Genomic DNA, 21041 nt, shown 5'->3' on the forward strand with positions numbered 1-21041 from the left:
TAAGTTATTAATGGTGACTTGTAAAAAGGATCGGTTCGGTAGGGCCCGTTAAATTATCGCTGGTGGTCAGTTTGCGCAATGCCAACTGTTGCTGCTTTTTATAAGTAATATCTGTAAATACCGCGACATAATGATTGGTTTGATCGCGCTCATCAAAAATTGCATCGATGCTCATTTCCATTTGGAAAGGTGTACCATCGCCGCGAAGGGAATCAACTTCATTGGTCCAACGACCATGATTACGAAGCATATGCATGACTTGGTGTGAAAAGCTGTCAGGGTATTCCTTAAACTTTAAACGCTGACCAATAAAATGGTTACGATTAGTTTGAGTAATGTCACAACAAGCTTGGTTTACCTGAATAAATCGGAACGAGTGATCTAAAATAAACATACCTTCTGAAATATTCTCAATCGCACGTTCAAAAAGAGTAAGCTGCTCTTCGGTTTGTTTAAATTCATTAATATTTTTAATGGTTCCCGTCATACGTAACGGCTTATTATCGTGTGAACGCTCAACGACTTTGGCTCTATCAAGGATCCAAATCCACTTTTTGTCTTTACTTTTTACTCGATAAGAAACTTCAAAATGTTCAGTTTTATTTTTTAGGTGATCTTCGAGTAGCTGCTTGACACGGTTTCGATCCATAGGGTGAATATTACTGCTTTGCCCTACGGTATTTACTCGTTGACCTACTACAGGGAAGTCTAGAGTACCCCACACATTTGAGCGATATATTTTGCCTGTCTCTAAGTCCCAATCCCATATTTCGTCACCACTACCCCAAAGAGAAAGTTTTAAACGTTCTTCACTTTTATTAATTTGTTTTTGGATTTCACGGCGGCGAATAATTGAACGAATAAATAAAGCTATGATCAGCAAACACAAGAAGGCATATGCAATTTTAGCTTCAAAAGAAAGCCACCAAGGTGGGGTTATTTCGATGAATAAAGACTTAACTCTACTTCTTTCTTTTGTAAGCGGGTTAACGCCGTAAATATTAAAAGTGTAGTGACCTGGCGACAAGTTTGTGTAAGTTGCACTATTAATACCTTCGGATTTAATCCAGTCTTCAGATAACCCTTTTAACTGATAGTAATGCTCGACACTCTTTGCTTGCATTTTTAAAGATGCAAACTCTATTGAAAATGGGTAATCAGTAAATTTTAATTTAATTTTGTCTGTTTTATCTACGACTTTGGTTAGAACGCTATTATCAAGTGATAATGGAACATTAAATAAAAATAAGCTTGTTAACGTTATAGAGGTATCTAGGTTATTTGCAATATCAAGTAAAGTGTTGATGTTAACAATGGAAACACCATCCATGCCGCCCAAGAAAAAATTATCTTTCCAAAAAGTAGCGCTTTGTGTGTTATATTCATTTTGACTGCCATACTTGTCATTAATTTTATATTTAATGTTATTAATGATATCAATTACTAGCACTTCTTTTAATGAGCTGGCAACTATTATTCCGTTGTTTTCTGCCAAGGAATAAACTGGTTTTCCAATATTCTCGATTAAAGTTATAGAATGATTCTCTATATTGAAAGAGTATATTGATGTACTGGTTCCGAAAAAAACTAGTTTATCATTCGATGCAATGCTGTAAACGATATCTTTATTAAATAGTTTTGTTTTTTTATTTTCACTGAAAAGAGTAAGACCTTCTTGTTCAGCTATAAATATATGATTGCGACTGTACTCATGCATCTTAAATATAGAAGAACTTTTTGAAAGTTCTAGAATTTTATTAAAGCTTTTAGTTTTTGTAGAGTATTTTAGAATATTATTTTCAGAAGTTGCTATTAGAAGGTGACCGTCAAGTGATAACTCTAGTGACGAAATGTTTAAATCTAATATTTTTTTTTCTTTCTTTGTATGTAACGATTTTTCTATCAATCCTTTGTGGCTACCAATGAATATGTCATTATCTATCACTCTTGCTGTTTTATAACCCATGACTCCAGAGTCAATTTTTTTATTCCCATCATCAGTGATAAAATTTATAATATTGTTGTCACTAGTTATTAGCATTCCATTATTTGTGGAGTTTATGTTCCAAACACTACCTTTCAAATCGAAAGTTTTAATTAAGTTCGAATGCTTCCTAATAATCTTAAACCCTGAAGAAATAGAAGGAATTAAGATGGAGTTATCGTTTGAAATAATCCTAGAGTAGTCAAGTTTAGTTGAGGAGTTTGAAATTTCGCCTATGAAACTAGAAAGATTTCCGTCTTCAGATAAATAGTATAATTTCCCATTAGTCACACCAATTATTTTGTTTTTATATCTGGTGACTCCATTGAAATTAATTCTGTTGGTTTTTTTTAATTTTCCATTTATTAAGGTTTGAACTCCGAGTGGTGAAAATATCAAAGTTTTGTTATTTATTGTTAATATATTATTAGTATCTGATATTATCTTTTTTGTTTTTTCTGTTTTAGGGTTTAAATAATATGTGTCACCGTTGTAATTTGTGAAAAGGTAACCATTATCATACTTAGATATTTTCTTTACGTTTTTAAAAATATTGTTTGAGTGTATTTTTTTAATTTTATATGTTTTATTTTCTAGAATATATATGTTTTCATTAGTTCCGATAGCTATGCTGTTGCCAACTTTTTGAATAGACCATATATCTTCTTTTATATTTATAATAGGGGTGAAGTTATCTGTGTTTTTGTTGTAAGTAGAAACACCTTTATTAGTAGCAATAAAGAGTGTTTCTTCAATAATTACTATTTTTTTTATAAATGAGCTTTGTAATTCTGGGTGTGTATTTAAAAAGTACTTTTTAAAATTACGACCATCGAATCTATTCAGACCATTAAGTGTACCAACCCAAAGATATCCATCATTATCTTGAACAATAGAAGTTACCGTACTCTGCGACAACCCCTCAGCTACGCCATACGTCTCAGTGTTCAGGATAATATGCGAATCTGGAATAGGCTCAAACAGCTCTTTAAGTTCTGACTCAACAGCAATGTCGCTGGTTTTTTGGTCAGCTGTGGTGTTGGCGTGTGCTGAAATAGCGAAAGAAGCACTGAAAAGAAGAAAAAAAGTGGCACAAATGTGTCTAAAAAGCATAAGTAATTATAATTTTTGTTAGTTATTGCATCTAGGATGCTAATTTTTTTAGTCACTTTTTCAGAAACCGATGCATTTGTCAAAGCGTTCTGTTTAATTATTCGTTTTTTGTGCTCACTAGGTGTAATTATTGTCATAAAGCTGTTGAGTGACAGAAAATTGACTCAAAAGTTTCTGTTGTATATAAGGTTAAATCTATATTTGCTCACTAAATTGTGGCTGTTTTTTAGTTTATAATGTTTATGGTTTGTTAATTCGTGGTGAGTAGAAAATCTACAGCTTAAATTTCTTTGAGTCACTTTTAAAATCAGTAATGCTAGTGTCGATTTTTTGGCCTTTTGTGATGTGCTCGTTAAGATGCGTTTGTCCGCAACTGTATAATATCAACCTATCTTTTTTGCTGTTATTCATTTTATCCATTAAAAACTTAATGAGATCGGCTCGTGTTAAGTGATTTATCTCATTAACGACTTGTTCTCTGTGGTCGAACTTATGATCTTTGTTACCAATGCTTGTCCAAAATCTCTGGCCTCGTGTTTTTAGATTTGGATCATGCTCCATGATTTGGTTGGTTAATCCTTGTTTAGTTTGAGCCCATTGTTGCTCGGTGAGCTCCATGACTGTGTATGCAAAGTCTGAAAGGAAAGTATCTATTTCGTTTAATAGTGTTTTCGGGCCGCAGTTAGGTGACTGAATGTAGAAAATCATCCCGGGGTGTCGATTAAGTGGTAAGTAATTTGTACCGACCATATAGCCCAACTGTTTTCGGGTGCGTAGCTCATGGAAAAATTTTGATGACATAGTGTGGTTTAATAAACTGAATAAAGCCATTTTCAGAATACTGGTTTGTTTTGATTGATAGTAGACCAATATTGCACTGTCTTGATGATCAATATTAAGCTGTCTCACTAACGTACCTCGGTTAGTGAGTTTAATCAGTTCTCGGTTAGCTTCAGGACTAGGAATCGATACTAAGGATAAGATATTCGATAAATTATTACTCAGTTCTTGGGCTTCTTCTTTAAGCCAGTCACCGTATATGAGTCCTTCAAGATACGTTGCTTCGTAAAAATTACGCACATGCTGGTGCAACTCATCGAGCGATGCCGTTTCTAACTCATTGGCCAGTTCAAGTGGTTCGTAACTACGCTGTTGTATGGTTGCGGTCAAGCTTGAGAATAGCTGAGAAATCGGCCGAGTTTTACTGATGTTGTTCCAGTTACGTAAAATCTGCTTTTTAATGAGCTTGAATCTATCTTCACTGAAATTTCGTTCTTTAGCTTTGTTGATGATCAGTGTCAGCAAGTCTCTTTGTTTTGGTGTGAAGCCACTGATATGCAGAGTTAATCCGGCTTGATTAGGGTAAATATTGAAATTGAGACCTGCTACTTCTGCCGCATAAGTATGTTCGGTTAAATAATCGAGCAGCATTTCAATGTACAAGCGGGTAAGGGCGGCTTGCCGAACATCGTTACAAGCATGCAATGAGTCAATAGCTAAATAAATGTGTCCTTTTGGTAGGTTGAACGTTTCATCTTTTTTATACCAAAACCGATAACCTTTGTTTTCAGATATTACTATGGGCACTTTAAGCTGATAATTTGTTGAGCGGGGTTTTACTTCTGAAAGCACAAAAGGATTTACTTCTGGCAATTGAAGTTCTGTGCGAGGTATGCCGTTTTTCCATTTAGATAACCGTTGTGGACAGATGGCTTCTACTTTATAGGGTGTTTTGTACCATTTGCTTTCGTTTGACGTCGTAATCCCTTGCGCGACGATTTGTATTCGCATGTTGTCACAGTTAAGGCGTTCTAATTGCTCATTCACTTCTGCTACATCAAGTTTATCCATGCGGTAGTCGCCAAAAATGACATCTTGTGGCGGATAATGCTGCAAGTTCAAACTGAGATGACTGGCTAACTCAATAGGGTTGGCTTGTTCTTGAAACTCGAAGGCTTGTTTGAGTAAATTAGACCGTTCAAGGTAGCGCCATTGCTCGATGCCTGAAGCTTGGATAAGTACCAAAAACTCAAAGGTTGACTGCACAATATCATCTACATTTTCCAAGCCCTTATCAGTGAGCTGAAAATTTATTGCAAAATCTTTAAAATTATAGCCTGATACACCACCACCTGAAGTTAGGTTATTGACTAAGCCCTGATCCTTTAGATAGGACAATAAACTGCCTTTTGACTCATTGCCTAGTAAATGACTAATAAAAGTTAATGGTTTATTTGGATAGTTTTTCTCAATTGATGGAAACGCAAAACTCAAGTTGAGTCGCTTTTGCTTTTTTACTGGGCATATCGTGATTTGATTGGCTAGGTTCTCAGGGTTGTAAAGGGGCACACTCGGATAATTTTTTTTGTAATTATGGTTAGGTACATCGCTAAAAAAATGCTGTATATATTCTTGCTGCTGATGCAAACATATTGGTGCCACCAAGCAAACGGTCATGAGATTAGCGCTATAGTGCTTGTGGTAAAAGCTTAACAGTTCTTCTCGTAAATCGTTTTCATTACCACTTAGTGTTGATAAATTACCGACTGAAAACTTTGATAAAGGGTGTGCTTGATTACAGGTTTCTTTTTCTACATCGTAAATTCGGCGCAGATCATCATTAAGCTTTAGGCTAAATTCGGACTCAATAGCATGACGTTCACGATCGACTAACTCAGGGTTAAACAGTGGAGCAATGAAAAACTGGCTAAAACGGTCGAGTAAGGATTCAAGTGCATCGGTTTCTACAGAGCAGTAAAAATTAGTATGCTCTGTGCCTGTCCATGCATTGTGGCTACCACCGTGATGATTTATAAAACTGTGGTATTCGCCAGCATCAGGGAATTTCTCAGTGCCGAGAAAAAGCATGTGCTCTAAAAAATGCGCCATGCCGGGACGATTTTTGGGATCATCAAAATGGCCAACGGCCACCGTGAGAGATATCGCTGATTGAGTTATTTTATTATCTTCAACTAATAAAACCTTGAGTCCATTATTGAGCGTGAGAGAACGGTAACTACGGTGATCGTTCGGGCTTTGAATAACTGAATCTATTGGGATCAATTACTATTCCTATTAGCTGAAAGTAGTCATACTTTTGTATCATTCTAGCCGACTAATAAAATAAAATTTGTGAGTGTTGTGACATAGTTCAAAAAAATGTGTGAAAAGTATTGTGTCGCAACCACAATATATAGTGGTAGTGGATCTGATTTTTAGCAAATGTAGATATGAATATTTAACAATAAAAATTGGAACTAAGGTTTTTTTAATGTCTTAGACTTTTGGTTATTGTGTTCATATTTTGTTAAATCATAAAAATATTGTGGGGCTATGGCACTGATTTCTGGTTCCAATTTGTCGTTACTGAACAGCATGAAAGATAGGTTTGATGTAAATAAATAGAAGATTTTTTTTGTTGATTATCGTTTTAGCGTTACAATTGGGTTAACTTAGAAGTAACACCTGTTCAAGAGATCGATATGCAACTATTTTTGATGCGTCATGGCGAAGCAAGCTTTGAAGCCAACTCTGATAAAGAGCGCATCCTAACTTCATTAGGGCAGCAGCAAGCCGCTCAAATGTCCTCAACGTTAACGCAATATGCATCAGAGTTCGATTTGGTGTTGCTTAGCCCTTATATAAGAGTGCAACAAACTTGGGCGCAAGTGAGTCAAATCTTTTTAACTAGTTCAAATGTACATATTCTTGACGATCTTATTCCTTCGGCTGATCCCAAGCAAACCGCCGTGGTAATTCAAGCCTATGCGGAACAATTTGAGGCAAAAAAAGTATTGGTTATCGCACATATGCCATTATTGGGGTATTTAGTGAGTGAAATGGTTGCAGGAACAGAACCGCCGCTTTTTGCGACCGCCGGTGTCAGTTTAATTGACTTTTCGACAGGCTCTGCTGAATATGTGTGGCAACAAAGCCCGTTAACAAAATAGCACTTATCCTATTTGTGTGATTTTTATAGCTTGTTGAATTTACTTGTTTCGCTGGTATGACAGTGATTGGTACTTTCTAAATCGATAGATCCCTAAGGGTGTAATTCTTCGATATCAATTAAAATGAGTAGGGCGGCATCGCTTCCCCATTCTTTTGAAGCTTGATGAAACGCGAGCACCTTCGGGTGCTGAGCTAACCAAGAAGGCACTTTCTGCTTTAGTATCCCCGTTCCGTAGCCATGCATGATGCTGCAACAATTAACGCGTTGTTTTACACACGCTTGGATGAGTGCAGCTATCTCCAGCTTGGCTTCAGACTGCCTTAACCCGTGCAAATCGAGTAATAATTCTGGTATGTAGTCACCACGACGTAATCGTTTTAGCTCAAAACTGTCAACACCATCTTGCTTCCAACGCATTGGTCCTTCACTGGGTAGTAAAGGGTGATAGGTGTCCGAAAAATAGCTATCGACATGAATTTTTTGTTCATTTAACTCGAGCACTTTTTTTGATTTCTTGGAATGTTTAAAATGAACTTTGTCTTGCGGAATTGGCTTAACGCCTTTCATTAAATCAGCAAATGAATCAAATTCATTGTTGTCAGTCTTCTTATTCATTTTTTTATTTTACTTCATTTTAATATGAGAGACGTGAGTATTTTATTTAATGGAGATAATGTTTGTTTATTTGTCAAAGATAAAGTTTGTGAGGTTAAATTTTCAACTTTTTAATTGATAGAAATTTACAGTGCAAATCGAAGAATTTAGCTGCTGTTGGGTCATTGAGTGGTGAGTGATTACTTTGAGGGTTTTCGTTTTTATGAAAGATAATTAATTTGTTTGTGATTAATAAGACAAATAAAATCATTGTGATAGTGTAAGTTTTACTGTCTTTAACTCATCACAACTGTCTTTAAATCATCACAGAATAAGGTACGCAATGGCTTCTTCTTTCGTATCAGCATCAGCTTCAATTACCCCATACATGAGATCAACACCACCTTCTGATATTTATATAGGTAAAGAGGATGGTTTCCCGTTAGCTTTAGCATTGCAAGAAGCTATAAAAAATAAAAACTTAAGGGAGCTGACAATATTTTGCCAATTATTGGTTCAAAAAGGCTGCCTTGATAAAAAAGCATTGTGTAAAATTCACGAGTTTAGTGAGAAGCCAAGTAGCCTAGCAGTAATGTTGTGTTCAAGACGTAAGATGCTGAACATGTCAATATTACTGGAAGCTTTAGCTAATAGTGGGTTGATGAGTAATAAAGTAAATTTCACCCAATTATTTCTTGCAAAAAAGGCAAGTTTCGTAAGCACTTTGACGGATCTTGTTGCAGAACCTATCTCCATTTCAGGATATCAAACACAGATAGTTCAACGGCTTAAATCAATAAATGAAGAACCTGAGGCTTTAAATTTACTTGCGATGGGTCTGAAACTTATGCCCGTACACCATCAAAGTTTAGAGTCGATCGTTGAGTCTTGGTTACAAGAGCCTACTGCAAGTTTAAAACATTTAGATGCTGTGTTAACGCTAATAGGCCAAACTGAATTAGCCACTAGGATGCGGGAAATTAATGAGAAAGCCACTGAAGATAGCTTTCAGTCACAGCAGTGTCATTTTTTTAAGCCCTGTGCGTTCATAGGGGTACAAAAGACTGCAACTGTAACCAGACATGACGAAGCAGCAAATATAAATAGTTCTCACGGCCAAAACATGGCTAACTTCAAAGCATCAATAGAATTATTAGACATAAAAAGTGCCAGCGCTATCTGCGTGGCAATAAAGGAAATATCGCCGAATAATTTAGAAGAGCTTGGTGTTTATTTAGGCTTAAGTCTTTCAAGGGTACAAAGTTTAAATGGTAACTTGATGAATTTGATTTGTTATTGGTTAAATGGTGCCGATCAGGTTCTAACGGAGTCAAGTTGGCCATCATGGGGTAGCTTAGTTCAGGTGCTTCAGGAATTAGATGAAAATGTCATAGCGAAGAGTATCAGCGAAGCACACCCATATATAGTAGGGGCTTCAACACCCATAATAAATATGCAAAGCACGGCAAATTCTCAGAAGCTTAGCACAGGTGCTCACTCAGCAATTGTGAGGTTACTATCAGATCTTCTTCCTGAAGACTTTTTGGAACTTGGAGGAGAGCTTGGCATAGCAAGTAGTAGCTTAGCAGTTGAGAGAAGAGTGTTAAATTATCATGTGATTCAATGTTGGCTAGACAGTATTGACTCAGTGAGTAAGTATTGTAAGTACCCTTGTTATAACGTCTTGGTTGAAGCTTTGCTTAATTTAGGCTTGAATGGTACGGCCTATAAAATTGCAGCAAAACACCCGAGCGTACCTAATGCCGAATTGGTGCATTTGACACCTCCTTTAGACATTGGATTTGATGATGAAATTGATTATTCAAGTATTGAGTTAAGCGAGCCTGAAAAAGCAGATATTCAAACTGAAATGGCTCGAGCGTTAACCACCTCTGATCATTATGAGGTTTTTAAACCGATATTTGAATTAGATCTTGAAGGTTTTATGGCCTTAAGCATGGCTCTAGGGGTAAACCATACCAGAATATCAAGATTAGATTTACAACACAGAAAATTGGAAATTATAAATAGTTGGATAATGAAGAGTGATAATGTTAGTAAAATATCAGGCGAGCCAACTTATAATTCTTTAGTCTCCAAGCTGACCGAGATACGTCAACTTGGATACGCAAAAAAAATTGAAAACAGTGTAATAAAAGGTGTTGTTACAAAACGTGAAAATGTATCAAGCAATAAAAACACAAACCATTTTGAAGCTGAATCTAAGATTTTAACAACAGTAGATTTAAGTAATATACTCGTTTATTTAAACTCGTTGGATGAAGGAAAGGCTCTCTTGTTAGGAATCTCGCTAGGGGTTAAATACTCAACAATGAGAAGGGTTTATAGAGCAGAAGTAATTAAAGTTGTAATTGAAACATGGATAGTTGGCGAAGATAATACTCGTATAAAAGGGGCTGCGAACTATAAGACATTAATGGAAAAACTGAGGGAGATAGGCGAGCATGGCCTTGCTGATTCTCTTGAAGTAGACATAAAAAATGACCTTTTGCAGGTTGGCGTTTGTGGAATTATTCCTTCAACCAGTAGCTTAGAACCCATTAGTGTCGATGTGTCGACATGTGTTATTCAAACCTGTGAAATTCATTGGGTGGCGTTTTATTTAAGTGGCCTAAGTCTAGCTGAACTGGGCGAGTTAGCAGGCCAGCTTGAGTTAGCTCCTCATTATACTCGAGATTATGATTCACATAAAAAATTATATGTTGAACTGATGATTTCAGACTGGCTTGTTGATGAATTTAACGAGATTAACAATACTCAAACTTGGGCACAACTATGCTTAGCGCTTACAAACATTGGTAAAACAGGTTGTGCAAAAGAAATAGCGCGAACACATGGTAAGGATGAATACCAGAGCCACGCAACACATCAGTTACCAACATTTGAATGTGTTAAGCCTGAAAGCACTATGTGGAATAACGATTTAAGTGATTTGATTGATGATATTGCTATAAAACAAATTTTTGCTGATTTTGCTGATTTTGCTGAATTGTTTATGTCAGATCTTGTTAAAATAGCATCCTGTTGCAAGCTTTTTTTTAGAGGAAGTCAGATTGATATGAGTATTAGAGATCTGTTGCTATTAGATATTGATCAATTACAGGATGCTGTTATCAACGGTATTACCCTTAAGCAGTTTTATAATGCTTTAAAGTTTACTAATCATACTGGCTTAGCATTGAAAGTGAATGAATACGTCAGAAATAGTTAATCAATCACAAACACAGGGTAAACGAATGAATGTTTTTCGATCAAAAACCGTAGGTTTTATAATACGTCATTCCAGTGAAAACGGGAATCCAGTGACTTTAGGTATTTAATAATAAGGCACTAGATTCCCACTTTAGTGGGAATGACGAAATTACCACATGGCGTTGTGCATATATCACTCACTCACGCGGTTGCCCTGTTCACAAAGGTTGTTAGGCTTTAATTACCTCTTTTTTGTAGGTAATTCAGTTACGATATCAACAAAGTTTCGATCGCTTCTCGTTCTGAGTTGTGGTTAATCAAATTATAAGTATGACGGATTCACATTTCCATGAATAATCCAATAGGGTAGAATATTAAAAAAGTATATTGGAGCCTATTTTGGACAGAATTTTCGTGGAAGAAGCCGTAAGCGAGTTGCGGACAGTCGGAGACATGTTGCGCTGGTCTGTGAGCCGCTTTAACGATGCTGGCATTTATTATGGACATGGAACAGATAATGCGTGGGATGAAGCGATTGCTTTAGTATTCCATGCTTTGCATTTGCCACATGAAATTGGTCAGCAGGTCATCCACTCAAACTTAACCAGTTCTGAAAAGCACAAAATTGTTGAATTGATCATTCGTCGCGTTCAAGAACGTCTACCCGTTCCATATCTAACTAATAAAGCATGGTTTTCTGGCCTTGAGTTTTACGTTGATGATCGCGTTCTCGTACCAAGATCGCCAGTATCTGAACTTATTGGAAACCGTTTCAGCCCTTGGTTATACAACAAACAAGTAAATCGTATTTTAGATTTATGTACAGGCAGTGCTTGTATCGCTATTGCTTGTGCCTATGAGTTTGAAGATGCAGAAGTTGATGCATTAGACATCAGTGGTGATGCGCTTGAAGTCGCTCAAATCAATGTTGAGTCTCATGGCATGATGGAGCGAGTGTTCCCAATGCAATCTGATGTTTTCGCATCCATTCCTAAGGGGCCGCAATACGATCTTATTGTGTCTAATCCACCTTATGTTGACCAAGAAGATATCGACGATATGCCAGACGAATATCATCATGAGCCAGAATTAGGCTTAGCTTCTGGTCGTGATGGTTTAGATCTTACCAAGCGTATTTTGGCGAATGCGGCTGATTACTTAACAGAAGAAGGCGTACTTGTAGTTGAAGTGGGCAATTCTATGGTTCACTTAATGGAGCAGTTCCCTGACGTACCGTTTACTTGGATTAACTTCGAACACGGTGGTGATGGTGTATTTGTATTGACTCGAGATCAATTAGTTGAGCATGAAAGCTTATTTGCAATCTTTAAGGATTAAATGTGTCAGGAAATAGCATTGGATCTAGTTTTATCGTAACTACTTTTGGTGAAAGTCACGGCAAAGCATTAGGCTGTATTGTCGATGGCTGCCCACCGGGTATTGAGATTTCAGAACAAGAAATTCAAAAAGAATTGGATAGACGCCGCCCTGGTACATCTCGTTACACCACAGCTCGTCGTGAGCCTGATGAAGTTAAAATTCTTTCAGGTGTGTTTGAAGGCAAAACGACAGGCACATCGATAGGATTATTGATTGAAAATACCGATCAGCGTAGCCAAGACTATTCGAATATTAAAGATAGCTTCCGCCCGGGTCACGCAGATTACACTTACGAACAAAAGTATGGCTTTAGAGATTATCGTGGTGGAGGGCGTTCTTCTGCGCGTGAAACCGCAATGCGTGTTGCAGCTGGAGCCATTGCTAAAAAATTCCTGTTAGAAAAGTATGGTATCCAAATAACTGGCTACTTATCTCAGTTAGGGCCTATTAAAGCGGAAAGCTTAGATTTAGAACTCATTGAAACAAATCCATTCTTTTTCCCTGATCCATCAAAGCTTGAAGCATTAGATGAATATATGCGTGATTTAAAAAAGGAAGGGGACAGCGTTGGTGCAAAAGTTTCAGTTATCGCAACGAATGTTCCTGTAGGCCTTGGTGAACCCGTATTTGATCGTTTAGATGCTGATATTGCTCATTCTCTAATGAGTATTAACGCTGTAAAAGGCGTTGAAATTGGTGATGGCTTTGGTGTGATTGAACAAAAAGGTTCACAAGGTCGTGATTTGATGTCATCAAAAGGGTTTGACTCCAATCATGCTGGCGGCGTATTGGGTGGAATATCTTCTGGTCAGCCAATTGTTGCTTCAATTGCATTAAAACCAACATCAAGTATTAGTATTCCGGGTAAGACAATTGATAAGCAAGGTAATGAAATTGATATCGTGACAAAAGGTCGTCACGACCCTTGTGTTGGTATTCGTGCAGTACCAATTGCAGAAGCGATGTTAGCCATTACTTTAATGGATCATATGTTACGAAACCGTGGTCAGAATTCCGATGTTGCTCGTAATACTCCTGAACTAGGAATGACTTAAGAGATTAAGATTTTAATTTTAAGTACAGTGTAAAGTTGTAATTGGAAATAAAAATAATAAAGAGGATTTAACTATGCAGTTTCGACTTGGGTTGATTGTGAATCCGTATGCCGGTCTTGGTGGAAGCGTAGCTCTAAAGGGCAGTGATGGTGTTGCAGAGGAAGCTATAGCGCTAGGAGCTGTGCCCAAAGCTCATCTTCGCATGGTTGAAGCTCTGAAAGTTTTATTACCTTTCAAAGATAAAATTGAGATCTACACCGCAAGTGGTGAAATGGGTGAGAATATTGCCAGTGAACTTGGTTTCAATATCAAAATGGTCTATCAAGCCCCTCACAGTCCTGAAGCTAAAGATACTCAAGAGTCTGTAAAATTACTCAATCAAACAAACCTCGACTTATTACTATTTGCCGGAGGTGACGGTACTGCAAGGGATGTATTCCAAGTCGTTCGAGAAGACTTACCTGTTTTAGGCGTACCAGCTGGTGTGAAAATTCATTCTGGTGTTTATGGTATTACGCCTAAAGCTTCAGGTTTAGTTGTAAAACTACTACTTGAAGGTGAGTTGGTGAGTTTGATGCACGCTGATGTCATGGATATCGATGAAGCCGCATTTAGAGATGGCGTAGTAAAAGCGAAGCGTTTTGGTGAAATGCTGGTACCGGCTGAGCCTCGCTATGTGCAAGCCGTTAAAATGGGCGGCAAAGAAAGTGATGAGCTTGTGCTTTCTGATATCGCAGCTGATGTTATCGAGTCAATGGAAGATGAATTCTATATTATGGGCTCTGGTTCAACCGTTGCAGCGGTTATGGAGTCACTTGAACTTGATAACACCTTGCTTGGAGTCGACTTAATCTTAAATGAAGATATTGTTGAATCAGATCTTACTGCTCAACGACTTCTTGAATTAACAGAAGAAAGACCAACTAAATTAGTCATAACTCTAATTGGTGGACAAGGGCATATTTTCGGACGTGGTAATCAACAACTCTCACCTGAATTGATCCGTCGCATTGGAAAAGAAAATATTATTATCTTAGCGACAAAAACTAAGTTAAAAGCACTTGAAGGTCGACCATTAATCGTGGATAGTGGCGACCCGAATTTAGACAGTGAATTGAGTGGGTATTATCAAGTCATTACCGGTTACCATGACAGCGTAATGTATCAAGTTGCCACACCAGAAGAGTTGGAGATGTAAGATGTTAGAACAATACGAAGCAGCACTAGAAAACTGGATTGGAGAAGTTGTTGCTCATGGTGATGATGATGCACTGTTTGCTAGTGGATACTTACAAGGCCATATTGCAGTAGTGCTTTCTGAACTTGACATTGAAGGTGATTGCTCTTACGTAGCCTTGGAAGATAAAGTGAAAAGTTGCATGTTGTTAGCAAAAGATGAATTAAATGAAGGGGATTTTAAATTGGTAGATACCGCTTGGCTTGAGTTAAAAAACAGGTTGAAATGAATTCAGGATATCTTCTAGTATTATTTATTCCTGAATAATAGCTTAATAAATAAAAGCTTTTTAAAAACTATAAACAATATGAGGGTAAAGTGTTTCCAATTATTCATCTATTGGGAGACTATCATGGCTTTACCCACAGTGGTCAATCCTCCAAATTCAATAAATTTTCATTTATTATTACCGAATAATAGAGGGCTAGTGACTTGCAATGGAACAGAACTATTTTTTTGTTTTAAGGATGGAGCTAAACGCAGTTTTAATTTAACTGAGGTTCCGCGTGATGGCAATCTAATGAGTTTTCAGCAAGTGAGCCTCTCTGATTCTACAGAACCAACCGAGAAACTATCTACTCCTAGAAAACAGCTTTTGAGTACCGTGCAGCGGTATGCGATTGCGAAGAACATTGCAGATCAATTAAAGATTTATGCTTTTAAATGGAGAGAGATTGGATCTGGTCTAGATTTACAGTACGGAGATTTAGAAATTATTAAACAAAATACAGCTTACAACCCTTATGAAAGACTAGAATCTGTTCTTATCGAATGGATAACGAATTCTAAAAATACCATTTACTCGAATAGCGAATTAGAAGGAAAGTTAAGAGTAGCTCTGCGCAGTAGAGTTGTAGCTCTTGGTGCTGAATCGCAAAGTATAAAGTGGCCAATTACAGATGAACAAGGAGAAGTTACTAGTTATACAAATTCATTGGACGAAATAAATCCACACGCAAGCTCTAGAGGTAGCACTCATAATGCTTTATCGTCTTCGGCTCCATATAATCCTCAGAATACCTTTACACCAGCTGCATATTCTCCAGCACCAACGCAGACTCGTGCGCAAGACCATCAAGCCCCAACGTATAATTATTATTCAAAACCTCACTCGGTTGGGGCGCAAGCTATTGATCCAGATAGAATATTAGAGAAAGGTATAAACAGTAAACAAATGAGCACGCCTTTTAAGAGTAGACATGTTAATCATGTTTTTAATTTTCTGTTTGTTCGAGCTGCTCAATGGAAAGAGTTTGGAATTGCTTTAGGTTTTCAACTATGCGCACTTGAATGTATCGAACTTGAGAGGTCTAATTTAAACCAGCGTTTGATGGGGGTTTTGACTGCGTGTGCTGATTCGGGCGATAAAACTTTTGACGATTTAATTGAAGCAGCGAAAAAGGAATTTGTTATGTTTGGTTTTGAGATAATAGAAAAATTGGAAGCAGCTAAACGAAATCATGACATTATAGGTAGTTAATCGTCACTTTTGGTTCTAAGGAAAGTTGCGGAAGAAAGTATACCGATGATTTCTCGTCACTCCAGCGCAGGCAGGAAACGAAGGAACGACAGTTTTGTATGTCGATAATAACCAAACCGCACAAGCTCTGTCTTGTATAAAACGACCAATTTATCGCTGCAAAAATAATCACGAAAGATAAACAGCCCCTAGTATAAATCGGTTGGGAGCCTTCATATACGCAGAAAAAAAGGCGGATAGCAATGCATTTTTTCTACGCTTGAGAACGGAGTCAACTGATGTTTCTAGGATCAAATATCTTTATTGCGCTTGAGGGTGGGCACTGGTCAGACATCTTTAATGGTTTTAGTTAGTATTTACAATATCTAAAATTTTTACGTTCTATAGACTTTAAATGCTACACCCATTTTTTGATTGTAATTGGTATAAGTGAGGTATTTATGAATATTAGCTCAACATCTACTGACACTTTGAACGGAGTATCTTCAAGCTCGACAGATATACATGATCAAAATACCGACTCTCAATGGCAGGCTATTCAAGTTTCGATGCAACAGTTGATGGGGCAATTAATGCTGCTACAGCAACAAATGGGTTCATCAAACAGTGATTCTGATAAACGGAAAAGAGAAACCGATTTATCCCATGTGAAAAGCATGAGCGATATTATTCGTGATGCTGTTTTAAAAAATAGCAAATTCAGCGCGGGAGCAGAGATTTTTTGGGTTGTTGATCATACTTTATTTCATCAAGTGAGTGATGGTATAGGCCATAAAATAACCCACAGTGAAGCAATGGTTAAGCCTGAAGTCCACTTACAGCCTTTGAAATATGGACTGATTGAAACATCTAAAAATATGAGCGCTTTATACAAAGGTTTAAATGATTTAATGCAGCCACTTAATCAAGCACTTGTTAATGGATAAAACTGATAATACCAATTACTGTCATTGGTATAACCTTTTCATTCCCATTTGAAGCGAACGAGCTCAAACCGCTTGGTCAAAGCGGTTTACTGCTCGCTAATTTTCTTATCCAAATTCGATTTGGATTCATTTTTGTGAGTAAGTCGTAGCTAACAGGTGGAAGTTCGTCACACAACAATGCAGCTAATGTTTCTGCTGCAAGTGGACCTGAACATAAACCACGAGATCCCAAAGCTCCTAGAATGTATAAGCCTTTGAACACTGGTGCGTCGATATTTTTCCAGAAAGCCATTTCTACTTTGCCTTGTCTGGTTTTTCGGCTATCACGGATCTGCAAAAGTGAATGATAGTCTGGAGCACAGCCTAACATAGGGAAATGATCGCGAGTAACCATTCGTACTCCAACTCGTGCGTTATTTTCAGTTATATCTATGTCTTCAAGCCAGTTTTGATGTGGGTAGCTTTGCTGAACTTTTTCAAGATTCTCTGTGTGTTCTTTAAGCACAAAATTTCGATCCAAAGTATCTTTTACATAACTGGCGCCAATACAGTGATGTTGATTGTGCATTGGCGTTACGTAACCATGAGCGCATAACACTGCATTGAGTTTAGAAAGATTAGGTGTCGTTGGAATGTGACTGACCTGACCGCGAAAGTTAGAGGCAGGGAGCTCATGAGTTTGGATAAATTGAGTTAAGTCAGAACCCGTAGCGTTTACTACTTGCTCGAACGGGCCAAAGCTGGTTTCACCACAATGCAGCAGCCAACCTTCAGGCTGATGTTCTAGTCGAGTAATTTTTAAATTGAATTCTATGCTAATGTCAGACAGTTGCTGTGCTTTGGCAAATGTGGCTCTGGTGTACTCGGCAGGGCAAACCCATCCTGCAAGAGGGTAATAGGCGCCAGCTTTATCGATATTTAATCCTGCTAGCTGGTTTGCTTGTTCGGCATCAATTGAATGGATGATATCTTGCGGCCAATCTTGAACAGAGAGAATTTTATTGATTCTGGCACTTGAGCGATCATTGTGGCCTGTTTGAATCACACCACAAAAGTCATGACTGATCTTATAACCCTCTTTAACTAACTGTTGAATACGGCGACGACTGAACAAATAAGCTTGTTGATAAAACTGACTTAACAGATCATTTTCAGGAGTAAGAAGTGGATATAAAGCACCTTGCCTATTCCCTGAAGCACCTTCGGCTAATGAATTGTCTTTACAAAAAACTTTAACTGACTTTCCTCGCTCAGCAAGCGATAAAGTAAGGTGAGCACTCGCTAATCCACCACCAATAACTGCAATAGGTGTATCGTTATCGCAAGAACTTGATTGAGGCAATGGGCAATAAGGTCGATCATTCTCTATAGGATTTTTGTCATTTTGTTCGGCATTCTGAGCAGAAAGCATACCTGTCAATTTATCAGATAGCTCAGAATGAATGGGTGAAAATGTAGATGCATATGGCTCGCTTACTCGAGCGAAAGATTCAACCAAACTCGAAGGTGTGGGCTTACTGTTATCATCAGATATCAGCCAAGCTTGAATTTTGTCACGATTCTTTGTTGGTAGTGTATTGAGCTGATGAGAAATATCACCCAAGTAATAATCAATCACGAAACGGTTGTCATCAAACTTTAATCGTTGGCACCCTAAAATATCTAAAAGAGAAATATTCCTAAATGTGTTACTGGTTGATGTCCAAGCAGGATCTGGAATTTGCAGTAGTTCACTAATTATGGTTTTATCTTGAACACCGCCAAACACCTTAGCGTTGATCTGAATCTGTCCGGCCTTCTTCTCAGGTAAATTCTGTTGTAAAAAATATAAACAGAGTAGCTCGACAATAGTTTGTGATCCAAAGAAGCCGAGAACAATCGGCTGATTGCGAACGAGCAGTTGGCTTTGAAATGTAAATAGTTGTTCAGCGTAATTAGGCGTTGAAGGGTATAGTTGACGAAAGTGCTTGATAATAGCATCTGGATAGCGCTTAATTTGTGCGGTTTTATTGTTATCGATGTGAAAAGTCAAAGGCATACCCAATTCGTCTACTGCAATATGTTTATTTTACCCATGGATATGGAAAGCTGACCACTTAATAAAAGGAAAACAGCTACTATTGTCGCAGAAAAATGGGTGCCAATGCCAAATCGCACAGATAATAAGCGATATTTCAAAAGGTGAAGGTGCGGTAAGACTGCAAAAATTTAGTTTTACAATAAGTACTTAAAATTCTCGCTGAATCAATATCAGCGTGGGTTGGTATAGACAAAATGGATAGTTAACAAATGAAAAGAGTCGTCATTAGCGGTATTGGTGTTGTTTCAAGCATTGGTAACAATAAACAAGAAGTCACAGAATCATTAAAAGCTGGCCGTAGTGGTATAACTCACTCTGAGCAATTCGTAGAAATGAAACTGCGTAGCAATGTGTGGGGGAAAGTTAACATTAATCCTGCCGATCACATTGACCGTAAAGCTTTTCGTTTTATGGGCGATGCAGCAGCATACTCCTACATTGCAATGAAAGAAGCGATTGAAGATGCACAGTTGACAGAAGAACAAGTCAGTGATCCAAGAGTTGGTTTGGTGACAGGTTCAGGTGGCGCTTCATCAGCTTGCCAAGTGCGTTCAGCCGATACATTACGTGAACGTGGAATTAAGCGTGTAGGCCCTTATATTGTGCCAAAAATTATGGCCAGTACCACCAGTGCCTGTTTAGCGACTCCATTTAAAATCAAAGGTGTTAACTATTCTATCAGTTCAGCTTGTGCAACGAGTGCACACTGTATTGGGCACGCTGTCGAGCTTATTCAGCTTGGCAAACAAGATATGGTATTTGCTGGTGGCGGTGAAGAATTAGACTGGACATCGGCCATGGGTTTTGATGCTATGGGCGCGTTATCAACTAAGTATAACGACACACCAGAAAGAGCCTCACGTACTTATGATGCTGATCGTGATGGCTTTGTGATTTCAAGTGGTGGCGGTATCGTTGTCGTTGAAGAACTTGAACATGCCTTGGCACGTGGTGCAAAAATTTATGCTGAAGTAGTAGGTTATGGCGCGTCTTCTGACGGTTATGACATGGTTGCTCCGTCAGGTGAAGGCGCTGTGCGTTGTATGCAAATGGCACTTGCTGATGTAGATACTCCTGTTGACTACGTAAATACACATGGTACATCGACTCCAGTGGGTGACGTGCGTGAACTTGAAGCCATCAAAGAAGTGTTCGGTAATGATTGCCCTGCGATTGCATCAACTAAGTCGCTGACGGGTCATGCACTTGGAGCAGCAGGTGTACATGAAGCAATTTACAGCATGTTGATGATGGAAAATAGCTTTATTGCACCAAGCATTAACGTTGAAAATGTAGATGAAGCGGCAGCTGGCCTACCGATCGTTACAGAATACCGTGAAGCTGAACTGAATACTGTTATGAGTAATAGTTTTGGTTTCGGTGGTACAAACGCTTCACTTGTTATGAAAAAGTATAAGTAGTTATACTTTCAGGCGCCCTCAGTCTATGGGGGCGTTATTTCATTAGGTTATTCGTTCTATTCATGCTTATTTCTCATGAGTTGCATGTAATTTTACGCTAAATTCTTAAACTTGATACTTTCTTGCCTATTTTCAACTTGCTGTCATGCAAAGAGCAATGATTAAAGATAAAGTCCCGCAAGCGTTCCTTGACATTTATTTTTTAAAGATATTGCCCATTTGTTACGCGATCAACACAGTCTAAGTTAATCTTTGCTTGAACCGTATCGTTTGATTGTGGATAATGCATGCGTTCTTTAAAGTAATTCTTAAAGAAATCTATGGTGACTCTAGGGTCCCTTCGCAATGATAATTCGTGAACTCGGCCAGATCCGGAAGGAAGCAACCGCAGCGAATGACTCATGTGCCGGAGTGTGGCTCTAGAGGAACCTCCAAAACTTCCTCTTTTTTTGTCGCTTTCAACATAAGTTGTCATTATTTTCAGGAAAAGCTGTCGAGTTTTCAGGAAAAACTGTCATAACGTTAATTCTAAATTAACTTCAGATTAAGATTTACGAAAAGCTCTCAAAAAAATTGAGTTTATCCGATAAGCGTTCAGTATGTGAT

The 21041-nt window shown here is 37.9% G+C and carries 13 protein-coding genes and 1 other RNA gene; 10 read left to right on the forward strand and 4 right to left on the reverse strand.

From position 1 onward, the window contains the following. Positions 1-7: 7 nt before the first annotated feature. Positions 8-3097 (reverse strand): PAS domain-containing protein, encoded by a 3090-nt coding sequence (locus tag E2I05_RS07570; protein WP_133309553.1) that lies wholly within the window; start codon positions 3095-3097, stop codon positions 8-10. A gap of 273 nt (positions 3098-3370) precedes the next feature. Continuing rightward, complete coding sequence (locus E2I05_RS07575; protein ID WP_121852019.1) at positions 3371-6157, reverse strand: insulinase family protein; 2787 nt, start codon at positions 6155-6157, stop codon at positions 3371-3373. 422 nt (positions 6158-6579) lie between these two features. Between E2I05_RS07575 and sixA the strand changes: the two genes are divergently transcribed. After that, on the forward strand, positions 6580-7047 hold the full coding sequence (gene sixA / locus E2I05_RS07580) for a phosphohistidine phosphatase SixA (protein ID WP_121851986.1): 468 nt from the start codon (positions 6580-6582) through the stop codon (positions 7045-7047). A 92-nt stretch (positions 7048-7139) separates the two neighbouring features. On the opposite strand, the gene smrB is transcribed toward sixA, so the two are convergent. After that, positions 7140-7664: an endonuclease SmrB gene (gene smrB / locus E2I05_RS07585; protein ID WP_121851987.1), complete on the reverse strand. Its 525-nt coding sequence runs from the start codon at positions 7662-7664 to the stop codon at positions 7140-7142. A gap of 322 nt (positions 7665-7986) precedes the next feature. Here smrB and E2I05_RS07590 point away from each other — a divergent pair, with 322 nt between their 5' ends. The 7 genes from E2I05_RS07590 (at position 7987) to E2I05_RS07620 (ending at position 16934) form a co-directional block, all read left to right on the forward strand. Next, on the forward strand, positions 7987-10875 hold the full coding sequence (locus E2I05_RS07590) for a hypothetical protein (protein WP_133309554.1): 2889 nt from the start codon (positions 7987-7989) through the stop codon (positions 10873-10875). 380 nt (positions 10876-11255) lie between these two features. Beyond that, complete coding sequence (prmB, locus tag E2I05_RS07595; protein ID WP_121851989.1) at positions 11256-12194, forward strand: 50S ribosomal protein L3 N(5)-glutamine methyltransferase; 939 nt, start codon at positions 11256-11258, stop codon at positions 12192-12194. 2 nt (positions 12195-12196) lie between these two features. Further along, positions 12197-13291, forward strand: a complete 1095-nt coding sequence (gene aroC / locus E2I05_RS07600; protein WP_121851990.1) for a chorismate synthase — start codon at positions 12197-12199, stop codon at positions 13289-13291. Between the two features lie 73 nt (positions 13292-13364). Beyond that, entirely contained in the window at positions 13365-14489 is a 1125-nt protein-coding gene (locus E2I05_RS07605; protein WP_121851991.1) for an ATP-NAD kinase family protein, read from the forward strand. Between the two features lies 1 nt (position 14490). Continuing rightward, positions 14491-14757 carry a YfcL family protein gene (locus E2I05_RS07610; protein WP_121851992.1) on the forward strand — a complete coding sequence of 89 codons (267 nt, stop codon included), beginning with the start codon at positions 14491-14493 and terminating at the stop codon, positions 14755-14757. A 123-nt stretch (positions 14758-14880) separates the two neighbouring features. Further along, positions 14881-16008, forward strand: a complete 1128-nt coding sequence (locus E2I05_RS07615; protein ID WP_121851993.1) for a death domain-containing protein — start codon at positions 14881-14883, stop codon at positions 16006-16008. A 440-nt stretch (positions 16009-16448) separates the two neighbouring features. After that, positions 16449-16934, forward strand: a complete 486-nt coding sequence (locus E2I05_RS07620) for a hypothetical protein (RefSeq protein ID WP_121851994.1) — start codon at positions 16449-16451, stop codon at positions 16932-16934. 76 nt (positions 16935-17010) lie between these two features. Here the strand turns inward: E2I05_RS07620 and mnmC1 are convergent, their stop codons facing one another. Next, a complete protein-coding gene (mnmC1, locus tag E2I05_RS07625) occupies positions 17011-18972 on the reverse strand; it encodes an FAD-dependent 5-carboxymethylaminomethyl-2-thiouridine(34) oxidoreductase MnmC1 (protein ID WP_121851995.1) in 1962 nt (653 codons plus the stop codon). Between the two features lie 251 nt (positions 18973-19223). Here mnmC1 and fabB point away from each other — a divergent pair, with 251 nt between their 5' ends. Both fabB and ffs read left to right on the forward strand, forming a co-directional pair. After that, positions 19224-20435, forward strand: coding sequence for a beta-ketoacyl-ACP synthase I (fabB, locus tag E2I05_RS07630; protein ID WP_121851996.1), 1212 nt, complete (start codon positions 19224-19226; stop codon positions 20433-20435). A gap of 329 nt (positions 20436-20764) precedes the next feature. Then, positions 20765-20861: signal recognition particle sRNA small type (ffs, locus tag E2I05_RS07635), an RNA gene on the forward strand. The last annotated feature ends 180 nt before the right edge of the window (positions 20862-21041 follow it).

It is taken from the genome of Parashewanella spongiae, from assembly GCF_004358345.1.
GTDB lineage: Bacteria > Pseudomonadota > Gammaproteobacteria > Enterobacterales > Shewanellaceae > Parashewanella > Parashewanella spongiae.

Coding starts and splice junctions, on each gene's coding strand:
- E2I05_RS07570 (WP_133309553.1), bottom strand. CDS start 3,097: ATGCTTTTTAGACACATTTGTGCCACTTTTTTTCTTCTTTTCAGTGCT.
- sixA (WP_121851986.1), top strand. CDS start 6,580: ATGCAACTATTTTTGATGCGTCATGGCGAAGCAAGCTTTGAAGCCAAC.
- smrB (WP_121851987.1), bottom strand. CDS start 7,664: ATGAATAAGAAGACTGACAACAATGAATTTGATTCATTTGCTGATTTA.
- E2I05_RS07590 (WP_133309554.1), top strand. CDS start 7,987: ATGGCTTCTTCTTTCGTATCAGCATCAGCTTCAATTACCCCATACATG.
- E2I05_RS07605 (WP_121851991.1), top strand. CDS start 13,365: ATGCAGTTTCGACTTGGGTTGATTGTGAATCCGTATGCCGGTCTTGGT.
- E2I05_RS07610 (WP_121851992.1), top strand. CDS start 14,491: ATGTTAGAACAATACGAAGCAGCACTAGAAAACTGGATTGGAGAAGTT.
- E2I05_RS07615 (WP_121851993.1), top strand. CDS start 14,881: ATGGCTTTACCCACAGTGGTCAATCCTCCAAATTCAATAAATTTTCAT.
- E2I05_RS07620 (WP_121851994.1), top strand. CDS start 16,449: ATGAATATTAGCTCAACATCTACTGACACTTTGAACGGAGTATCTTCA.
- mnmC1 (WP_121851995.1), bottom strand. CDS start 18,972: ATGCCTTTGACTTTTCACATCGATAACAATAAAACCGCACAAATTAAG.
- fabB (WP_121851996.1), top strand. CDS start 19,224: ATGAAAAGAGTCGTCATTAGCGGTATTGGTGTTGTTTCAAGCATTGGT.